This window comes from Mycobacterium terramassiliense (genome assembly GCF_900157385.1).
Classification (GTDB): domain Bacteria; phylum Actinomycetota; class Actinomycetes; order Mycobacteriales; family Mycobacteriaceae; genus Mycobacterium; species Mycobacterium terramassiliense.
Genome location: NZ_LT717697.1, coordinates 307985 through 325518, shown reverse-complemented (window position 1 = coordinate 325518; position 17534 = coordinate 307985). Strand labels below are relative to the sequence as shown.

Here is a 17534-nt window from a genome sequence, read left to right as displayed (position 1 = left end):
TCAGTCGTGTGACCGTCGATCCCAGGACACCGGTGTTGATCGGCTACGGCCAGGTCAATCACCGGGGCGACATCGACCCCGCGACGCGGTCGGTCGAGCCCGTCGACCTGATGGCCGCCGCGGCCCGCGAGGCCGCGGACCCCCGGGTGCTGGAGGCCGTGGATTCCATCCGCGTGGTGAACGTGCTCTCGGCGCAATACCGCGATCCCGGGCTGTTGCTCGGCCGGCGGGTCGGCGCCAAAGACGTCAACACCCTGTACAGCCCGGTGGGTGGCAACGTGCCGCAGTCGCTGGTCAACCAGGCCTGCCTGGACATCCAGCGGGGCCGGGCCGGGGTCGTGCTGCTGGCCGGCGCCGAAACCTGGCGCACCCGCAGGGGGCTGCGGGCCAAGGGCGGCAGGCTCGAGTGGACCGTGCAGGACGAGTCCGTGCCGTTGGCGCCGGTCAGCGGCGACGACGTCCCGATGGCAGGCGACGCGGAGATCCGGATCGGGCTCGACCGGCCCGCCTACGTCTACCCGCTCTTCGAACAGGCGCTTCGCATCGCCAACGGCGAGTCCGTCGAGGACCACCTCGAGCGCGTCGGCGAGCTGTGGGCGCGGTTCAACGCCGTCGCGGTCGGCAACCCGCACGCGTGGATCCGCAAACCGGTGACCGCCGAGGAAATTCGGCGGCCGGGACCGCAGAACCGGATGATCAGCTGGCCGTACACCAAGCTGATGAACTCCAACAACATGGTCGACCAGGGCGCCGCGCTGCTCCTGACCTCGGTCGAGCAGGCGAAGCGCTTGCAGATCCCCGCCGACCGATGGGTGTTCCCGCACGCCGGCACCGACGCCCACGACACCCCGGCCATCGCCGAGCGCGACGAACTGCACCGCTCGGCGGCGATCCGGATCGCCGGCGAGCGGGCGCTCGAGCTGGCCGGCCTGGGCGTCGACGACGTCGACTACGTCGACCTGTACTCCTGCTTTCCCTCCGCCGTACAGGTCGCGGCCGCCGAGCTCGGACTGAGCGCCGACGACCCCGCCCGCCCGCTCACCGTGACCGGCGGGCTGACATTCGCCGGCGGCCCGTGGAGCAACTACGTGATGCATTCCATCGCCACCGTGGCCGAGTTGCTGGTGGCCAATCCCGGACGCCGGGCCCTCGTCACCGCCAACGGCGGCTACCTGACCAAACACAGCTTCGGCATCTACGGCACCGAGCCTCCGGCCGAATTCCGTTGGGAGGACGCCCAACCGGCGGTCGACCGCGAGCCCACCCGCGACGGCCTGGTCGAATGGGAGGGCGTCGGGACCGTGGAGGCGTGGACGACACCGTTCGACCGCGACGGAAAACCCGAGAAGGCCTTCGTCTCGGTCCGCACGCCCGACGGGTCACGCACCCTGGCCGTCATCGCCGATCTCGCGGCCGCCGAAACGACCGTGCGCGAAGATATCGCTGGCGCCAAAGTTGCCGTCACCGCCGACGGCGCCGCGACGCTGCAGTAGCCGGCCGAATACATCAGCGCAGGCCAGCGCGCCGTCGCCGGGGTAACGGTCGCGTAAGTGCTAGCAACTTGCCTATTGTCGAGACTGGACGTTGGGGGAGGTGGACCCAGGTGCAGATCCTGGTTACCGACGCCACCGGCGCAGTCGGGCGGCTGGTCTCACGGCAGTTGATCGCTGCTGGGCACACGGTCACCGGGATTGCTGGGCGCCCCCACCCCTACCTGGATCCCGGCGTCGAATTCGTTTGCGCGCCGCTGCGCCACCCCGTCCTGCAAGACCTCGCCGACGAAGCCGACGCGGTGGTCCACCTGGCCCCGATCGACGCCGGCGCACCCGGCAGCGCGGACATCGACGGCGTCGCGCGCGTCACCCACGCCGCCGCCCGCGCGGGCGCCCGGCTGCTGTTCGTGTCCCAGGCCGCGGGCAGGCCCGAGCTGTATCGGCCCGCCGAGGAGCTGGTGTCCACCGGCTGGGCACCCAGCCTGGTCGTCCGCATCGCGCCGCCGGTCGGCCGCCAGCTCGACTGGATGGTGTGCCGCACCGTGGCCACGCTGCTGCGCGCCAAGGTCTCCACCCAGCCGGTCCGGGTCCTGCACTTCGACGACCTGGTGCGCTTCCTGGTCGCGTCGGTGAACACCGACCGCACCGGCGTGGTGGATCTGGCCACCCCCGACACCACCAACGTCGTCACCGCGTGGCGTCTGCTGCGGTCCGTCGACCCCCGGGCGCGGCTGAATCGGGTCCGCAGCTGGCCGCAGTTGGCCCCGGCGATGGATATCGCTGCGCTGCAAGAGGATTGGGATTTCGAATTCGGCTGGCATGCGCTCGACGCGATCGCCGACACCGCGCGTGGACTCGTCGGGCGCCGGCTGCACGCCACGGGCGCCGTCAGCCACGACCGCCAGCTGGCCCTCCCGGTGGAGGTCTTTCCGCGCCGTCGACCGTCCGACGACCTGCGCAGCGCGGCCCCCGAAGGCATGGAGGGGGAGTTCGACGACCGGATCGATCCGCGGTTCCCCGTCTTCAGTGCGGCCAGGCTCGCCGGCGCGCTGCCCGGGCCGCTGACCCCGATGACGCTCGACGTCCAGTTGAGCGGTCTGCGCGCAGCCAGCCGGGTCATGGGTCACGTGCTTGCCCTGGGCGGGGTGGTCGACGACGAATGGGGCAGCAGGGCCATCGCGGTCTTCGGCCACCGCGCCTACGTCGGGGTGTCGGCCAACGTGGTGGCCGCCGCGCAGCTGCCCGGCTGGGACCAGGACGCCATCGCGCGCCACGCCCTGATCGACCAGCCGCAGGTGGGCGACGTCTTGCCGTTCGGGCAGCCGAAGCTGGCGGAGGGAGCGCTCGGTTCGATCGCCAAGGCCGTCGTCGCGGCGCGGTCCCTGGCGCTGATGCGCCGGCTGGGGCCCGACACCCGCGCCTACAGCGCGGCCGCTGCGGTGGAACACCTCGATGCCGCGCAGCTGGCCGCGCTGCCCGACGCGGCGCTAGAAGTTCGGGCGCGGCTGCTGCGGGATCGCATCCACCAGGGCTGGATCCTCACGGCGCTGTGGCTGATCGACTCCGGCGTCACCGCCGCGGCGCTGGACCACACCCGGGCCGCGCCCAGGATTTCCGGGCTCGGCACGATCATGGAAAGCACCCGCGTCGCAGCCGAAACCGCCGAGCTGGCGGCGGCGTTGCGCGAAGACCCGCCGCTGCGGGCGCTGGCCGCCGAAGGCAACGTCGGCAGCATCCGCGCGCTGTCACCAGGTACCGCCGGCGCGCTCGATGCCGCCCTCGCCCGGATCGGGCACCGCGGGCCCGGTGAGGCCGAGCTGGCCGGCCGGGTGTTCAGCGACAATCCGGCGATGTTGCTCGTGGCGGCCGCCGAGGTGGCCGAGGCCCCAGCCGCCGCCGGGCCGGCCGCGCCGAGGACGCTGGCACGACGAATGGCCGCCAACGCCCGCGAGGCACGGGAGCTGGCCCACGACAGCACCATCCGATTCACCCATGAACTGCGGATGACGTTGCGGGAGTTGGGGTCTCGCCGGGTCGCGGCGGATCTATGCGACGCCGACGACGATGTCTACTACTTGACCTGTGACGAGCTGGTCACCATGCCGGCCGACGCCCGGTTGCGGATCAAGCGCCGACGCGCCGAACGGGACCGCTTGCAGGCGCAGCGACCGCCCGACGTCATCGACGGGGCGTGGACCCCGGTCGACCCGGTCGGCGGCGCCTGACCCGGATCAACCCAACAGCCCGCGCAGGTACAGCGCGTTGCGTACGGCGTGGCCGCCGAGGTCGTTGTTGAAGTACATCCAGACGTCCCTGCCGTCGCCGTCCCATTCGGTAATCCGGTCGGCCCACTGCCGCAGCTGGTCATCCGAGTAGCAGCCGGCGTAGATCGCGTCCTGATCCGGGCCGTGCATCCGGACGTACACCAGGTCGGTCGTGGCCCGCGGCACGCATGCCAGGCCGGCGCCGCTCATCACCACGTACGCGGCGCGGTGCCGTTCCAGCAACTCGTACACCGCGGGGTCGTTCCAGGACGCATGCCGCAACTCGACGGCCACCCGGATCGACGCCGGCACCAGCGCCAGGAACCCGTCCAGGCGCGCGTCGTCGCGCTGTTGCTCGGGGTGCAATTGGACCAGCAGCACCCCGGCCCGATCGCCCAGCAGCTGCCAGCAGCGTTCGAACCGCTCGATCCAGGGCTCGGGGGAGGACAGCCGGCGGTAGTGCGTCAGCCCCCGATGCGCCTTGACCGACATCTTGAACCCGTCGGGAAGCTGGCCGCGCCATCCGGCGAACGTCGATTCCTTGGGCCACCGATAGAAACTGGCGTTCAGTTCGACGGTGTCGAAAACCTCGACGTAGCGGGCCAACCTGCGCGCGGACGGCAGGCCGGGGGGGTACAGCACATCCGCCCAGTGGTTGTAGGACCATCCCGATGTGCCGATCCGTACGGTCAAGCGGCCACCCGCCGGCGCAGGTCGTCGTCGAGTGCCGCTCGCACGAGTGCGGCCGCCAGCCGCGCATTGGCGCGCGGGGCCAGGTCTCCCAGCCTCGCCGGCTGCGTGGGCAGGCCCAATTGCTTTGCGGCCGCGATGGCGCGGCCGTCGAAGTGCGGACGCACCCAGGTCCAGACGTCCTGCACCTCGCGGAGGAAGATGTCGGCGCCGGTGTCCCCAATTCCCTTGAATGCCTTCAGCATCCGTCTGGCCGCCGCGACGTCATGCCGGCTGCGTTCGGCGATGCCGCGCAGGTCGCCGGCGTACTCGTCGCGCACGAACTCGGCCATGTCGGTCAGGCGGGTGGCCGAGCTTTCGTCGTAGCGCACATAGTGGGCGCGGCCGAAAGCGCTGATCATCGTCTGCCGGTCGGATGCCAGGACGGCTTTCGGGGTGCGCAGTCCCGCCCGGAACAGTTCGTGGGCGGCGCGCACGGCGATGGCGGCATCGATCGGCTTACTGGCCAGCATGCACAGCACCAGCAACTGGAACAGCGGCATCGGCTTGTCGCTGATCTTGATGCCGGCCTCGGCGGCGTAGGTCGTCCCGGCGACCTTGAGCAGCCGCCGCACCAGTCGCTCGCGCTCGTCCATACCGCACCGCTTACCCGGCCCGCGTTGGGGCTAACCGAGCGTGGTCATTTCGGGGGCAGGCTGCGGGCGTACCCGACGCCGCGGGTGACCCTGCCCTGCAGCAGGCGTTTGGTTCGCAGCCCGTCGGCGTCCACGCGTATCCAGCCGCGGGCCTCCCGGCCCGCCATCACCATCGGGCTGACGTAATCCCGCGCCAGCAGCGTGTCGGTATCGTCCGGCGCTACCCGCACCAGCAGGCCGCCCTGGCCGCTGGCGGCCACCGACATGTTGCCGTTGATCAGGAAAGCCAGGCCGCCGAACATGCGCTTTTCCTCGACGCCCCGCTCCGAACCGAGCAGTTCGCGGATGCGGTTCGCCAGGTCTTCGTCGTAGGCCACGGGCCGACCTTAGCCCCGAAGGCCGACAGACACCGAGCCTGTAATTTCGCAGGCCTCTGCCCGCACTTCTCCTGCAGATTTACAGGCTCGACGAATTGCCATGGGTCATCGGTCCAGATCGACCCGGATGGTCAGCAGGTCACTGCCCATCAGCCGCACCACCGCGCTGTTGAGCCGCGGTAGGTTGCCCAGCCGCCGCAGCGGGTCATCGTCGGGCAGCAGGTGAGCGGTTCCGCTGCGCCACTGGCCGTTGATGCGCACCCGGACGGCGGGATCGGCCTGGATATTGCGGACGTAGTCCGAGTGCTCGCCGTGCTCGGAGACCATCCAGAACTGGCCGTCGACGACGCGCCCGCCGACGGCCGTGCGCCGCGCCTGCCCGCTTTTGCGCCCCGTGGTTTCGAGCATGGTCACCGGCAACTGCCGGCCCACCGGGTTGACCACCAGCCGTTGAACGCTGTGCACGAACCGCCGTTTCAGACTCATGCCGCTATTCAACGCCGCCCCTTCCACCGATGTCACGCGCAACGGGAACAGGCGCCGCGCCGCCGGCGGGCGGGTACGCCTGGAAACCGGCGGACGTGTTGGCGCCCAACGGGTCCCCGCGGCACAGTCAGCGCCGAGCGTGACCCCACTGTCACGCTCGGCGCTGAACGTGACGGCAGCGTCACGTTCGCGGCTTGGAACTAGGCCGCCGCCGTCACCGCCTGCGACACCGGTTCCAGCGCCTGCGCGACGATCTCGGCGACATCGACCATCGGCTTCACGTCCAGCGCGTCGAGCACCTCGGCCGGCACGTCGTCCAGATCCGGCTCGTTGCGCTGCGGAATGAAAACCGTTGACAGGCCGGCGCGTTGGGCGGCCAACAGCTTCTGCTTGACGCCGCCGATCGGCAGCACCCGGCCGTTCAGCGTGACCTCGCCGGTCATGCCGACATCGGCGCGCACCTGGCGCCCGGTCGCCATCGACACCAGGGCGGTCACCATCGTGACACCGGCCGACGGGCCGTCCTTGGGCACCGCGCCGGCGGGCACGTGCACGTGGATGCGCCTGTCGAGCGATTTGGGGTCGACGCCCAACTCGGCGGCGTGCGAGCGCACGTAGGACAGCGCGATCTGCGCCGACTCCTTCATCACGTCGCCCAACTGACCGGTCAGCTGTAAGCCCGGCTCACCGTCGGTGGCGCCGGCCTCGATGTAGAGCACGTCGCCACCCAGGCCGGTGACGGCCAGGCCGGTCGCCACGCCGGGCACCGCGGTGCGTTCGGCCGACTCCGGCGTGAACCGCGGACGGCCAAGGTAATCAACCAGGTCCGGCTCGTCGACGGTGATCGGCTCGGGGGTTTCCGCCAGCTTGGTGGTCACCTTGCGCAGCGCCTTGGCCAGCAGCCGCTCGAACTGGCGCACGCCCGGCTCGCGGGTGTAATCGGCCGCGATCTTGCGCAGCGCGGCGTCGGTGACGGCGACCTCGTCGGTGGTCAGCGCCGCCCGCTCCCGCTGCCTCGGCAGCAGGTAGTCGCGGGCGATGGCGACCTTGTCGTCCTCGGTGTAGCCGTCGATCTGCACCAGCTCCATGCGGTCCAGCAGCGCCGACGGGATGTTCTCGATCACGTTGGCGGTGGCCAGGAACACCACATCGGACAGGTCGAGGTCCAGGTCCAGGTAGTGGTCGCGGAACGTGTGGTTCTGCGCCGGATCCAGGACCTCCAGCAGCGCCGCGCTCGGATCGCCCCGATAGTCGGAGCCGACCTTGTCGATTTCGTCCAGCAGCACAACGGGATTCATCGACCCGGCCTCGCCGATCGCTCGCACGATCCGGCCCGGCAGTGCGCCGACGTAGGTGCGCCGGTGCCCGCGGATCTCGGCCTCGTCGCGCACGCCGCCCAGGGCGACGCGGACGAACTTGCGGCCCAGTGCTCGGGCCACGCTCTCGCCCAGCGACGTCTTGCCGACGCCGGGGGGACCGGCCAGCACCATCACCGCGCCGGAGCCGCGGCCGCCGACGACCTGCAGCCCGCGCTGGGCGCGACGCGAACGCACGGCCAGATACTCGACGATGCGGTCCTTGACGTCTTCCAGCCCGTGGTGGTCGGCGTCCAGGATCTCCCGCGCCGCCTTCAGGTCCGTCGAATCCTCGGTCCTGACGTTCCAGGGCAGGTCCAGCACGGTGTCCAGCCACGTCCGGATCCACCCGGATTCCGGGCTCTGGTCGCTGGCGCGTTCCAGCTTGCCGACCTCGCGCAGCGCGGCCTCGCGCACCTTCTCGGGCAGGTCGGCCTCCTCGACGCGGGCCCGGTAGTCATCGGATCCGTCGGGCTCGCCCTCGCCCAGTTCCTTGCGGATGGCGGCCAGTTGCTGACGCAGCAGGAACTCCTTCTGCGTCTTCTCCATGCCCTCGCGCACGTCCTCGGCGATCTTGTCGTTGACCTCGACCTCGGCCAGATGCGAGCCGGTCCAGTCGATCAACACGCGCAGCCGCTCGGCGACATCGACGGTCTCCAGCAGCTGCCGCTTCTGCACATCGGTCAGGTACGACGCGTAGCCCGAAGTGTCGGCCAGAGCCGACGGATCGGTCAGGCTGTTGACGTAGTCGACGATCTGCCAGGCCTCGCGCCGTTGCAGCATCGCCAGCAGCAGCTTCTTGTACTCGGCCGCCAGGGCCTTGACCTCGTCGGTCGCCTCGGCCGCAGGAACCTCGGTCACCTCGACCCACAGCGCCGCACCCGACCCCGACGCGCCGGCCCCGATGTGGGCCCTGCGCTCACCGCGCACGACGGCGGCGGTCCCCCCGCCGGCGATCCGCCCGACCTGCAAGATCTTGGCGATCACGCCGTGCGTCGCGTATCGGTCGTCCAGCCGGGGCGCGATCAGCAGCTCCCCGGATTCGCTGGCCTGCGCGGCGTCGATCGCCGCCCGTGCGGCGTCGTCCAGCTCGATCGGCACCACCATCCCCGGCAACACGATCGTGCCGGTGAACAACACAGGCACTGACTTGGCTTCAGCCATCAATTCCTCCAAAAGTTGAGTCTGATGCGCTTAACCCAGCCCGGTACCCGTTTGTTCCCCGGCGGGGATTCGCTGCGCGCATAATCGGTGCGTGGCACTGTCCTGTCCGGTCGCGGATTCCATCGACCCGGGCATCCTCGAAGCCGCGGTCCAAGAGCTGGTTGCCGGGGCGATCACGTTCCTCGTCGGCGACGACGCGGTCACTTACGCCGTCGACGGCTCGACGATTCGCGTGGAGGAAGGACGCGCCACGCACGGCGACGTCGTCGTGCGCCTGTCCCGGCGGGCCTGGGACGACATGGTGGACCAGGTCCGCACGGTCATCAACCTGTTGCTCAGCGACGACCTCGTCTTCGAGCGGGGAGGATTCGAGCGGCTGGCCGACTGGGATCCGGTGCTTCGCTATCTGCACGCCGGCGTCCCGCCGTACGACCCCGCCCGGGCCGACCTGCAGGGGCGCGACCCACGCGCGGTCTTCACGCTCGACGCCGGCGACGACGAACTGGCGGCTCAGCTACAGACGATGGGCTACCTGCACGTCAGGGAGGTCTTCGCGCCGGAGGAGATGCGGGCCGCCAACCGCGAGGTCGACCGCCTTGCGGCGCAAGCCCGCCCGGGCGACGACCAGTCCTGGTGGGCCACCGCCGAGGACGGCACCAGCGTGTTGTGCCGATTGGTCTACGCGACGTTGCGCTCACCGGTGCTGGCCGCTCTGGAAAACGACCCCCGGGTGCGCCGGCTCGGTACCCTCACCGACCCCGCCCTGCGCGCGGCCCCCGATCGGATGGAAGGCAGCGCGGTGCTGCTCAAAGCGCCGGGAAACACCAGCGGGCTGTCCAATATCCCCTGGCATCAGGATTGCGGCATGGGCGGCCACGGCATCATGTGCCCCGCGCTCAGCGTCGGCATCCAACTCACGGGCTCGGATTCGTCGACCGGCAACCTGCAGGTCGTTCCGGGCAGCCACGGTCAGGCGATGCATTACCGGTGGGAACGGCGGCTGCAGCGGGTGCCGGTCGTGAGCATCGACACCGCGCCCGGCGACGTCACGGTTCACGTCCAGGACCTGATGCACGCCTCGCCGCGGCCGACCGGCGCCGGCGGCCGCCGGACCATGTACGTCAGCCACTACCCGCCGCAGCTCTTCGAACACATCGGACCGGGCCAGGCCTTCAACGACCTGGTGCGCAACCGCACCGAGCAGGTCGCCCGCCTGCAGTAGTGCTACACGGGCCCCAGCCGCCGCAGCTGGGTGACGTGCTTGGGGGAGAGCTCCTCGAGGCAGGTGACGCCGAGCAGTCCCATCGTCCGCAGCACCCCGCCCTGCAGGATTTCGATCGCGCGCGCCACGCCCGCCTCGCCGCCGGCCATCAACCCGTAGAGGTAGGCCCGGCCGATCAGCGTGCACCGGGCCCCCAGCGCGATCGCCGCCACGATGTCGGCGCCCGACATGATGCCGGTGTCCACCAGGATCTCGGTGTTCTTGCCCAGCTCGCGCGCAACCACGGGCAACAGGTGAAAGGGCACCGGGGCCCGATCCAGCTGGCGCCCACCGTGATTGGACAACACGATGCCGTCCACGCCGCGGTCGACGACGGCGCGGGCGTCGTCGAGCGTTTGGATCCCCTTGACCACCAGCTTGCCGGGCCATTGCGCCTTGATCCAGTCCAGGTCGTCGAAGGTGAGGCTGGGGTCGAACATCGTGCTGAGGTACTCGCCGACGGTGCCCGACCAGCGATCCAGCGACGCGAACGCCAGCGGCTCGGTGGTCAGCAGGTCGAACCACCACCTGGGGTGGGGCACCGCGTCCAGGACGGTGCGCAGGGTCAGCGTCGGCGGGATCGTCATCCCGTTGCGGTTGTCGCGCAGCCGCGCGCCGGCGACCGGGACGTCGACGGTGGCCAGCAGCGTGTCGAAGCCCGCGTCGGCCGCGCGCTGCACCAGGGCCATAGATCGCTCGCGGTCGCGCCACATGTACAGCTGAAACCACTTGCGGCCCTGGGGAACCGCGGTGACCAAGTCCTCGATCGCGGTGGTCCCCAGGGTGGACAGCGAGAACGGGATCCCGGCCCGCGCCGCCGCCGCCGCGCCGGCGATCTCGCCTTCGGTGTGCATCAGCCGGGTGAATCCCGTGGGCGCGATCCCAAACGGCAGCACGACCGGCTGGCCCAGGACGTTCCATCCGGCGGTCACGTTGGAGACGTCGCGCAGGATCGTCGGGTGAAACTCGATGTCGCGGAACGCTTGTCGGGCCCGTCTGATGGACAGCTCGTCCTCGGCCGCGCCGTCGGTGTAGTCGAATGCCGCCCTGGGGGTGCGCCGTTTGGCGATGCGGCGCAGGTCCTCGATCGTGAACGCGCTGTCCAGCCGGCGCTTGGTCGCGTCGAGCTGCGGTCGTTTGAACTGGATCAGGGGCGCGAGGTCGCGCACCTTGGGCACTCGTCGCTTGACCGCCTCCCGTCTTTTAAATTCCATACTGTGCCACCGTAGTCGTATGGCATCGGCGAACGACCCCTTCGATCTGAGACGTTTCGTTGCGGCGCAATCCGGGATCTACCGCAATGTCGTGGAAGAGCTGCGCAGTGGGCGAAAGCGGGGGCACTGGATGTGGTTCGTCTTCCCGCAGCTGCGCGGTCTGGGTAGCAGCGCGATGGCGGCCCGTTACGGCCTCTCGTCGCTGGAGGAGGCCCGCGCGTATCTGGCGCACGACGTGCTCGGACCGCGGCTGCGCGAATGCACTCGGCTGGTCAACGAGGTTCAGGACCGCTCGATCATCGACATCTTCGGTTCGCCCGACGACCTCAAGCTGCGCTCGTCGATGACGCTGTTCGCTCACGCGACCGACGACAACCAGGACTTCGTCGCACTGCTCGACAACTACTTCTACGGCCAGGAGGACCCTCTGACCCTGGCGCGGCTGACGGGTCCCTAGTCGCGCTTTCGGTGAAGAACGCGTGCCGCGGTGGTCGGTGAAGCCGGAGAACGGGCGCCGTCACCATCCGCCACAACGGCGGCTGCATTCGTCACCGCCGGCGACAACGTCGTCTTCCTCGGCCGTGGCGGTGAGGCAGCACTCGCGCCCACATCGGAGATCTCGACTAAGGTTCATGAGCGCCATGAAAGGCGACTTGAAGTGAGGAGATTTGCGTATGGCCGACACAGATTGGCTGCTCGAGGCGAAGACGGCGTATGAGCGGGGCAATGCCGCCGCCGCGGCGGCGGCCGCGCTGATCGACATCGCCAACTCACTGAGGACCCAGAAGAAGCACGACTAGGCTTGCCATCCCGCCGTGTTGCCCCTCGTGGTCCGGTGAACTGGCTCGACTCGACCAGAAAACCATTCGCCTCCGACCAAATGTGCGTCGCCTTAGGGTCTTTGAGCTCAATGCCGAGCACGCGCCAGTCGGCGGACGTTATGGTGCGCCTAGGCGGGGCTCAGTATCCGCCAGCCGTGGGGTTCCACAACGACTGTCTCCACGACCTCCTGCGCCGGGGCCGACGATCCCGCGACCACCTGAGCGCAGTCAACCCCGATTTCCGGCAGCGCCACCCGCAGCGGCTCGTCGTCGATGTTCAGCGCGACCACCAGCGCGTCGTCGCCGCTACGGGTCTCGTAGACGTAGTTCCGGTTGGCCTTGCGCAGGGCGGTGGTGGATGCCGCGTGCAGCCATGGGTGTCGGCGGCGCAGGCCGACGAGGAACTGGTGCAACCTCCACATCTCTGCCCCGAACGCGTCCAATTCCATTGGGGGAGAGCCGAACTCCGGACGCACGGCGTCGTCGCCGCCGTATCGCTCCTCCTTGACTCCCCGGAACCCGAGCTCGTCACCGGCGTACACGCTGGGCACCCCGCCGACGGTCAGCAGGATCACCAGCGCGTGCGACACGTGCTCGGGGCGCCCGAGCCGGCTGGCGATGCGGGTGACGTCGTGGTTGCCGATGAAGGTCAGGGGGGCGAAGCTGCCCAGAAACGCGTTGTGCCGCTGCAGCGCCCAGTCCAGCTCGAAGAAGTTGCCGTCGTTGAGGCCGCTCCAGATCGCCTTCCACAGCTCGTATTGGGTCGCCGAGTCGAATTTCGCCGCCTCGACCACCGCGGCGTAGTCGCCGTGGATGAGCTCGCCGACGAACCATGCATCCGGGTACCGCTCGCGCACCCTCGGTAATGTCGCGGCCCAGAACTGCTGCGGCACAATGTAGGCCGCATCCAAGCGCCAGCCGTCGGCGCCGCGCCCAAGCCAGTGCGCCATCACGTCCACGGTGTAGTCGACGACCTCGGGGTTGTCGTGGTTGAGCGTGATGAGCTCCGAGTGGCCCTCGAACGTGTCTCCGCTGAACCAGCCGGGCGCCGCCTCGCGATAGCGCGCGAAATCCACGCCGACGTGGTTGAACACGCCGTCGAGCAGCACGCGCAGCCCGCGGCGGTGGGCCTCGGCCACCAGGTAATCGAAGTCGGCGTCGTCCCCGAGCCGCGGATCGATGCGGAAGTGGTCGGTGGTGTCGTAACCGTGGGTGCGCGAGGAGAAGATCGGCCCGAGGGCGATCCCGGAGGCCCCCAGCGCGATGGCGTGGTCGAACCAATCGACGAGCCGCCGCAGCCGGTGTTGGCTCGGCTGCGGCGGCTCAGACGACCGCGGCGCGGGAAACGCGCCGACGAACCCCAGCGGATAGACCTGCCACCAGATCGCGTGTGCTACCCAGCCCGGCGCCGTCACCGCGAACAGCCGACGGCGGCTGGGGTCTGTGCGGTCACGATCGCCTGTGCCACACCGGAAACGATCGCCGCGGTCTTGAGTGCCTCGTTGATGCTCTCCCGGCTCACTCCCGCCTCTCGCAGCGCACGTTCGTGCGCCGTAACGCAATCCGGGCAACCGTTGATCGACGAGACCGCGAAGCACCACAGCTCGAAGTTCGCCTTCGCCACACCCGGATTCGCGATGATGTTCATCCGGAGCCCGGCCCGCAGGTCGTCGTACTCCCCATTGAGGAAGCCCCGGCCCCGGTAGAACACGTTGTTCATGGCCATGATCGAGGCGGCCCCCAATGCCGCCTGGTACGCCTCGGCCGACAGATAGTCGGCCGCCTCGGCGCCAATCTCGGCCAGCACCTGAGCATTCCGCGTGGCCGCGGCGCTGGCCAGCAGGGTGCCCCAGAGCTGCTCCTCGTTCAGCTCGGTGCTCCGGGTGATCGATCCCAGGTTGAGCTTGAGGTCCTTGGCGTACTCGGGCAGCGCGGCCTTGAGGTTTTCTACGCTCATGTCCCCTCCTAAGCGGAAGCCTTGAGCAGCTCGCCGGCGTCGATCGTCGGGTCGCCCTTGCGCCAGTTGCACGCGCACAGCTCGTCGGATTGCAGTGCGTCAAGGACGCGCAGCACCTCGTCGACATTACGCCCCACGGATCCGGCGGTCGCCGAGACGAATTGGATTTCGTTGTTCGGATCGACCAGGAAGGTCACCCGGTCCGCAACGCCCTCGTTGTTGAGCACGCCGGTCGCCAGCGCGAGCTCCCGCTTGATGTCCGAGAGCATCGGGAACGGCAATTTCTTCAGGTCCTCGTGCTGCGCGCGCCACTGGAAGTGTACGAACTCGCTGTCGATCGAGACACCGAGGATCTGCGCGTCGCGGTCGGAGAACTCGTCGTTGAGCTTGCCGAACGCGGCGATTTCCGTCGGGCACACGAAGGTGAAGTCCTTGGGCCAGAAGAAAACCACGCGCCACTTGCCGGGGTGGTCTTCGTTGGTGATGGTCGTGAAGTAGTCGCCGGGCTGCTTGGCGTCGACCTTCGACAGATCGCCACCGATCAGCGCGGTGAGCTGGTAGGCGGGGAATTGGTCGCCGATCGTCAGCAGGGACATACCACTCCTTATTTGGAATCATTCAAGATTGGCCGTCTGCCACCATGATGCCGCTCGGCCGGTTTGAAGTAAAGGTGATATATCACACTATACTTATAGGCATGTCCGATAAGAGCTATCAGCCGACCATTGCCGGGGTTCGCGCATTCGTCGCGGTCGCGGAAAAGCAGCATTTCAGCAGCGCCGCAACGACTCTCGGCGTGAGCCAGTCGACGTTGTCGCAGGCGCTGGCGGCGCTGGAGGCCGGCCTCGGCACGCAGCTGTTCGAGAGGTCGACGCGGCGTGTCTTCTTGACGACGGAGGGCGCGCAGCTCTTGCCCCGCGCACTGGCCGTGGTCGAGGCCGTAGACGCGTTCACCGCCGCCGCCGCGGGCGCATCCGACCCGCTGCGGGCCGGCGTGCGGCTGGGACTGATACCCACCGTGGCGCCCTACGTGCTGCCGACGGTGCTGGCCGGCCTGGCCGAGCAATTGCCCGCGCTGACCTTGCGGGTGATCGAGGACCAAACCGAACGGCTGCTGCGGCTGCTGCGAGAGGGGGCGCTGGATGCCGCGCTGATCGCGTTGCCGGCCTCGGGCGTGCCGGCGGTCGGGATGACCGCGGTCCCGATTTACGACGAGGACTTCGTGCTCGCGCTGCCACCCGGGCATCGGCTCTCGGGCAAACGCCGGGTGCCGGCGGCCGCGCTGGCCGAACTGCCGCTGCTGTTGCTGGACGAAGGCCACTGCCTGCGCGACCAGGCGCTGGACGTCTGCCAGAAGGCGGGCGTGCGGGCGGACCTTGCCAACACCCGTGCGGCATCCCTGGCGACTGCGGTGCAATGCGTGACGGGCGGGTTGGGGGTGACGCTCATTCCGCAGAGCGCGGTGCCGGTCGAGGCCACCAGAAGCCGGCTGGGGCTCGCGCAGTTCGCGTCGCCGCGCCCGGGACGACGGATCGGCCTGGTGTTTCGCTCCTCGAGCGGCCGCGACGAATCCTATCGGCAGCTGGCCGCGGTGATCGGCACGTTAATCAGCCAGGAACACCAGGTACGGCTGGTTAAATAGCCGCGCTCCGGCGGTAAGTTCGGCCCATGGAAAAAGTCATCGCGGTGCTGATGCGCTCGGAGGCGGACGACGACTGGTGCGCCCGGCAACGGGGCCATGTCGCCGACGCCCTGCTGGAACTTGGCCTGCTCGGGCTGCAGGTGAACGTCCGCGACGGCGCGGTGCGCCATTCGCTGATGACGCTGACCACGATGGACCCGCCGGCGGCCGCGGTGGTGAGCATGTGGACCCAGCAGTGCTATGGCGACCAGATGACGGCGGCGCTCAAGTTCCTCGGCCAGGAATGCGAGCAGCTCGCCGCCTACCTGGTGACGGAGTCGGTCCCGCTTGCCGCGCCACCCACCGAACCCGGTTGCCGGACAACGGGTCTGGCCAACATCGCGTTGCTCCGCCGCCCCGCCGATCTGGACCAGGCGACCTGGCTGGCCCGGTGGCAGGGTGACCACACCTCGGTGGCCATCGAAACCCAGTCGACGTTCGGCTACACCCAGAACTGGGTGGTACGCGCCCTCACCCCGAACGCGCCGGGAATCGCCGGCATCGTCGAGGAGTTGTTCCCCGAGGAGGCGATCACCGACCTGAAGGCGTTTTTCGGTGCCGCCGACGACGACGACCTGCAACACCGGCTCGGCCGGATGGTCGCCAGCACAACCGCATTCGGCGCCAATCAGAACATCGACACGGTGCCGACCAGCCGCTACGTGTTCAGGACACCATTCCGGGATTGAGGACCGCTCATGACAACACTCGACGAGGCAGTCGCGCTGGCCAAGGGGGAAAGCGGCCTGGCGGTCGTCTCGACGATCCGCGCCGACGGAACCGTGCAGGCGTCGCTGGTCAACGTCGGCCTGTTACCGCACCCGGCCGGCGGCGAACCCGCCCTGGCTTTCACCACGTACGGCAGGATCAAGCTCGCCAACCTGCGGGCCCGGCCGCAGCTGGCCGTCACGTTCCGCAACGGCTGGCAGTGGGCGACCGTCGAGGGCCGCGCCGAGCTGGCCGGGCCGGATGACGCGCAGCCCTGGCTGAAAGACGCCGACCAGTTGCGCCTGCTGCTCCGCGAGGTCTTCACCGCCGCCGGCGGCAGCCACGACGACTGGGACGAATACGACCGCGTGATGGCCAAGGAGCGGCGCGCGGTGGTGCTGATCGCCCCGACCCGCGTCTACAGCAACGGCTGAGCCCGGCGAACCGGGGGCACCGCACCCGTTAGGCTGCAGCCGTGACGCTGCAGATCGACGACAACAACCGGGTCCGCACCCTGACGCTGAACCGGCCCGAGGCGCTCAACGCGTTCAACGAAGCCCTCTACGACGCGACGGCCGACGCGCTGCTCGCCGCGGCCGAGGATCCTGAGGTCGCCGTCGTCCTGCTGACCGGCGCGGGCCGCGGCTTCAGCGCGGGCACCGACCTGGCCGAGATGCAAGCACGCATCACCGACCCCGACTTCACGCCGGGCAAGCACGGCTTCCCCGGCCTGATCGATGCGCTCAGCGCGTTTCCCAAGCCGCTGATCTGCGCCGTCAACGGTGTGGGGGTGGGCATCGGCGCGACCATCATCGGCTACGCCGACCTGGCGTTCATGTCGTCGGCGGCCCGCCTGAAGTGCCCGTTCACCAGCCTGGGCGTGGCCCCCGAGGCGGCCTCGTCATACCTGTTGCCGCAACTGGTGGGCCGGCAAAACGCCGCCTGGCTGCTGATGTCCTCGGAGTGGGTCGACGCCGAGGAGGCGTTGCGGATGGGTCTGGTCTGGCGGGTCTGCGACCCCGAGGAGCTGCTGCCCGAGGCCCGTCGGCACGCGGAAGTCCTTGCCGGGCGGCCGATCTCGAGCCTGATGGCCGTCAAGCACACGATGATGGAGCCGATACGTCCCGAGATCACCGCGGCGAGCGCGCGGGAGAACGCTCACTTCGCCGAACTGATGGGCGCCCAGGCCAACGCCGCCGCGCTGGCCGACTTCACCAACCGACGCTGACGGAGAGCCCGACTACTGAGCGGGCTCGAAATCCCGTGAGGCCGCGATGATCGCGCGCAGCGTGCGCCTGCAGCGCCCGCAGTCACCGCCGGCGCCGCACGCTTCGGCAACTTCCTTGGACGTCGAGGCGCCCCGCGCGACGGCGTCGCAGACGGTCTGGTTGGTGGCCCCGACGCACAGGCATACGTACATCAGCACAC

19 protein-coding genes are annotated in these 17534 nt (G+C 69.4%); 9 read left to right on the top strand and 10 right to left on the bottom strand.

The window, feature by feature from the left end:
* The first annotated feature begins 8 nt into the window (after positions 1 to 8).
* Both MTAB308_RS01725 and MTAB308_RS01720 read left to right on the top strand, forming a co-directional pair.
* The gene (locus MTAB308_RS01725) at positions 9 to 1493 is read left to right on the top strand and encodes an acetyl-CoA acetyltransferase (protein WP_077097263.1); all 1485 of its coding nucleotides are present in this window, start codon (positions 9 to 11) and stop codon (positions 1491 to 1493) included.
* Between the two features lie 110 nt (positions 1494 to 1603).
* Positions 1604 to 3718, top strand: a complete 2115-nt coding sequence (locus MTAB308_RS01720; protein WP_077097262.1) for an NAD-dependent epimerase/dehydratase family protein — start codon at positions 1604 to 1606, stop codon at positions 3716 to 3718.
* Between the two features lie 6 nt (positions 3719 to 3724).
* On the opposite strand, the gene MTAB308_RS01715 is transcribed toward MTAB308_RS01720, so the two are convergent.
* From MTAB308_RS01715 to lon, 5 genes are all read right to left on the bottom strand, one after another.
* Complete coding sequence (locus MTAB308_RS01715; RefSeq protein ID WP_077097261.1) at positions 3725 to 4450, bottom strand: DUF72 domain-containing protein; 726 nt, start codon at positions 4448 to 4450, stop codon at positions 3725 to 3727.
* Complete coding sequence (locus MTAB308_RS01710) at positions 4447 to 5082, bottom strand: HhH-GDP family DNA glycosylase (protein ID WP_077097260.1); 636 nt, start codon at positions 5080 to 5082, stop codon at positions 4447 to 4449. The genes MTAB308_RS01715 and MTAB308_RS01710 overlap by 4 nt, the downstream gene beginning before the upstream one ends.
* Positions 5083 to 5126: 44 nt before the next feature.
* Positions 5127 to 5459 carry a TfoX/Sxy family protein gene (locus MTAB308_RS01705; protein WP_077097259.1) on the bottom strand — a complete coding sequence of 111 codons (333 nt, stop codon included), beginning with the start codon at positions 5457 to 5459 and terminating at the stop codon, positions 5127 to 5129.
* A 105-nt stretch (positions 5460 to 5564) separates the two neighbouring features.
* Positions 5565 to 5957, bottom strand: coding sequence for a nitroreductase family deazaflavin-dependent oxidoreductase (locus MTAB308_RS01700; RefSeq protein WP_108637163.1), 393 nt, complete (start codon positions 5955 to 5957; stop codon positions 5565 to 5567).
* A 188-nt stretch (positions 5958 to 6145) separates the two neighbouring features.
* Positions 6146 to 8464 carry an endopeptidase La gene (gene lon / locus MTAB308_RS01695; RefSeq protein WP_173842102.1) on the bottom strand — a complete coding sequence of 773 codons (2319 nt, stop codon included), beginning with the start codon at positions 8462 to 8464 and terminating at the stop codon, positions 6146 to 6148.
* Positions 8465 to 8555: 91 nt separating this feature from the next.
* Here lon and MTAB308_RS01690 point away from each other — a divergent pair, with 91 nt between their 5' ends.
* A complete protein-coding gene (locus tag MTAB308_RS01690; RefSeq protein WP_077097256.1) occupies positions 8556 to 9686 on the top strand; it encodes a phytanoyl-CoA dioxygenase family protein in 1131 nt (376 codons plus the stop codon).
* 2 nt (positions 9687 to 9688) lie between these two features.
* On the opposite strand, the gene MTAB308_RS01685 is transcribed toward MTAB308_RS01690, so the two are convergent.
* Positions 9689 to 10939: an alpha-hydroxy acid oxidase gene (locus MTAB308_RS01685; RefSeq protein ID WP_077097255.1), complete on the bottom strand. Its 1251-nt coding sequence runs from the start codon at positions 10937 to 10939 to the stop codon at positions 9689 to 9691.
* A 19-nt stretch (positions 10940 to 10958) separates the two neighbouring features.
* On the opposite strand from MTAB308_RS01685, the gene MTAB308_RS01680 reads away from it, so the two are divergent.
* Both MTAB308_RS01680 and MTAB308_RS30185 read left to right on the top strand, forming a co-directional pair.
* Entirely contained in the window at positions 10959 to 11396 is a 438-nt protein-coding gene (locus tag MTAB308_RS01680; RefSeq protein ID WP_077097254.1) for a DUF1810 domain-containing protein, read from the top strand.
* A 217-nt stretch (positions 11397 to 11613) separates the two neighbouring features.
* Positions 11614 to 11739 carry a hypothetical protein gene (locus tag MTAB308_RS30185; RefSeq protein ID WP_281253058.1) on the top strand — a complete coding sequence of 42 codons (126 nt, stop codon included), beginning with the start codon at positions 11614 to 11616 and terminating at the stop codon, positions 11737 to 11739.
* Between the two features lie 149 nt (positions 11740 to 11888).
* On the opposite strand, the gene MTAB308_RS01675 is transcribed toward MTAB308_RS30185, so the two are convergent.
* From MTAB308_RS01675 to MTAB308_RS01665, 3 genes are read right to left on the bottom strand one after another with little or no spacing between them, the layout of a single operon-like run.
* A complete protein-coding gene (locus MTAB308_RS01675; RefSeq protein ID WP_077097252.1) occupies positions 11889 to 13175 on the bottom strand; it encodes an alpha-amylase family protein in 1287 nt (428 codons plus the stop codon).
* The gene (gene ahpD, locus MTAB308_RS01670; protein ID WP_077097249.1) at positions 13172 to 13717 is read right to left on the bottom strand and encodes an alkylhydroperoxidase, AhpD family; all 546 of its coding nucleotides are present in this window, start codon (positions 13715 to 13717) and stop codon (positions 13172 to 13174) included. The genes MTAB308_RS01675 and ahpD overlap by 4 nt, the downstream gene beginning before the upstream one ends.
* 8 nt (positions 13718 to 13725) lie before the next feature.
* Positions 13726 to 14313 (bottom strand): peroxiredoxin, encoded by a 588-nt coding sequence (locus MTAB308_RS01665; RefSeq protein ID WP_077097247.1) that lies wholly within the window; start codon positions 14311 to 14313, stop codon positions 13726 to 13728.
* Positions 14314 to 14414: 101 nt separating this feature from the next.
* On the opposite strand from MTAB308_RS01665, the gene MTAB308_RS01660 reads away from it, so the two are divergent.
* The 4 genes from MTAB308_RS01660 to MTAB308_RS01645 are packed head-to-tail and all read left to right on the top strand — an operon-like array spanning position 14415 to position 17334.
* A complete protein-coding gene (locus MTAB308_RS01660; RefSeq protein WP_077097245.1) occupies positions 14415 to 15359 on the top strand; it encodes a hydrogen peroxide-inducible genes activator in 945 nt (314 codons plus the stop codon).
* A gap of 26 nt (positions 15360 to 15385) precedes the next feature.
* Complete coding sequence (locus MTAB308_RS01655; protein ID WP_077097243.1) at positions 15386 to 16087, top strand: EthD domain-containing protein; 702 nt, start codon at positions 15386 to 15388, stop codon at positions 16085 to 16087.
* A gap of 9 nt (positions 16088 to 16096) precedes the next feature.
* The gene (locus MTAB308_RS01650; protein WP_077097241.1) at positions 16097 to 16540 is read left to right on the top strand and encodes a PPOX class F420-dependent oxidoreductase; all 444 of its coding nucleotides are present in this window, start codon (positions 16097 to 16099) and stop codon (positions 16538 to 16540) included.
* Between the two features lie 41 nt (positions 16541 to 16581).
* Positions 16582 to 17334 carry an enoyl-CoA hydratase/isomerase family protein gene (locus MTAB308_RS01645; protein ID WP_077097239.1) on the top strand — a complete coding sequence of 251 codons (753 nt, stop codon included), beginning with the start codon at positions 16582 to 16584 and terminating at the stop codon, positions 17332 to 17334.
* Between the two features lie 12 nt (positions 17335 to 17346).
* On the opposite strand, the gene MTAB308_RS01640 is transcribed toward MTAB308_RS01645, so the two are convergent.
* Positions 17347 to 17526 (bottom strand): (2Fe-2S)-binding protein, encoded by a 180-nt coding sequence (locus tag MTAB308_RS01640; protein ID WP_077097439.1) that lies wholly within the window; start codon positions 17524 to 17526, stop codon positions 17347 to 17349.
* Between the last annotated feature and the right edge of the window lie 8 nt (positions 17527 to 17534).

What these genes read in the sequence shown, in the direction of transcription:
- MTAB308_RS01710 (WP_077097260.1), bottom strand. Translation starts at nt 5,082, where the DNA reads ATGGACGAGCGCGAGCGACTGGTGCGGCGGCTGCTCAAGGTCGCCGGG.
- lon (WP_173842102.1), bottom strand. Translation starts at nt 8,464, where the DNA reads ATGGCTGAAGCCAAGTCAGTGCCTGTGTTGTTCACCGGCACGATCGTG.
- MTAB308_RS01685 (WP_077097255.1), bottom strand. Translation starts at nt 10,939, where the DNA reads ATGGAATTTAAAAGACGGGAGGCGGTCAAGCGACGAGTGCCCAAGGTG.
- MTAB308_RS01680 (WP_077097254.1), top strand. Translation starts at nt 10,959, where the DNA reads ATGGCATCGGCGAACGACCCCTTCGATCTGAGACGTTTCGTTGCGGCG.
- MTAB308_RS30185 (WP_281253058.1), top strand. Translation starts at nt 11,614, where the DNA reads ATGGCCGACACAGATTGGCTGCTCGAGGCGAAGACGGCGTATGAGCGG.
- ahpD (WP_077097249.1), bottom strand. Translation starts at nt 13,717, where the DNA reads ATGAGCGTAGAAAACCTCAAGGCCGCGCTGCCCGAGTACGCCAAGGAC.
- MTAB308_RS01665 (WP_077097247.1), bottom strand. Translation starts at nt 14,313, where the DNA reads ATGTCCCTGCTGACGATCGGCGACCAATTCCCCGCCTACCAGCTCACC.
- MTAB308_RS01660 (WP_077097245.1), top strand. Translation starts at nt 14,415, where the DNA reads ATGTCCGATAAGAGCTATCAGCCGACCATTGCCGGGGTTCGCGCATTC.
- MTAB308_RS01655 (WP_077097243.1), top strand. Translation starts at nt 15,386, where the DNA reads ATGGAAAAAGTCATCGCGGTGCTGATGCGCTCGGAGGCGGACGACGAC.
- MTAB308_RS01650 (WP_077097241.1), top strand. Translation starts at nt 16,097, where the DNA reads ATGACAACACTCGACGAGGCAGTCGCGCTGGCCAAGGGGGAAAGCGGC.
- MTAB308_RS01640 (WP_077097439.1), bottom strand. Translation starts at nt 17,526, where the DNA reads ATGTACGTATGCCTGTGCGTCGGGGCCACCAACCAGACCGTCTGCGAC.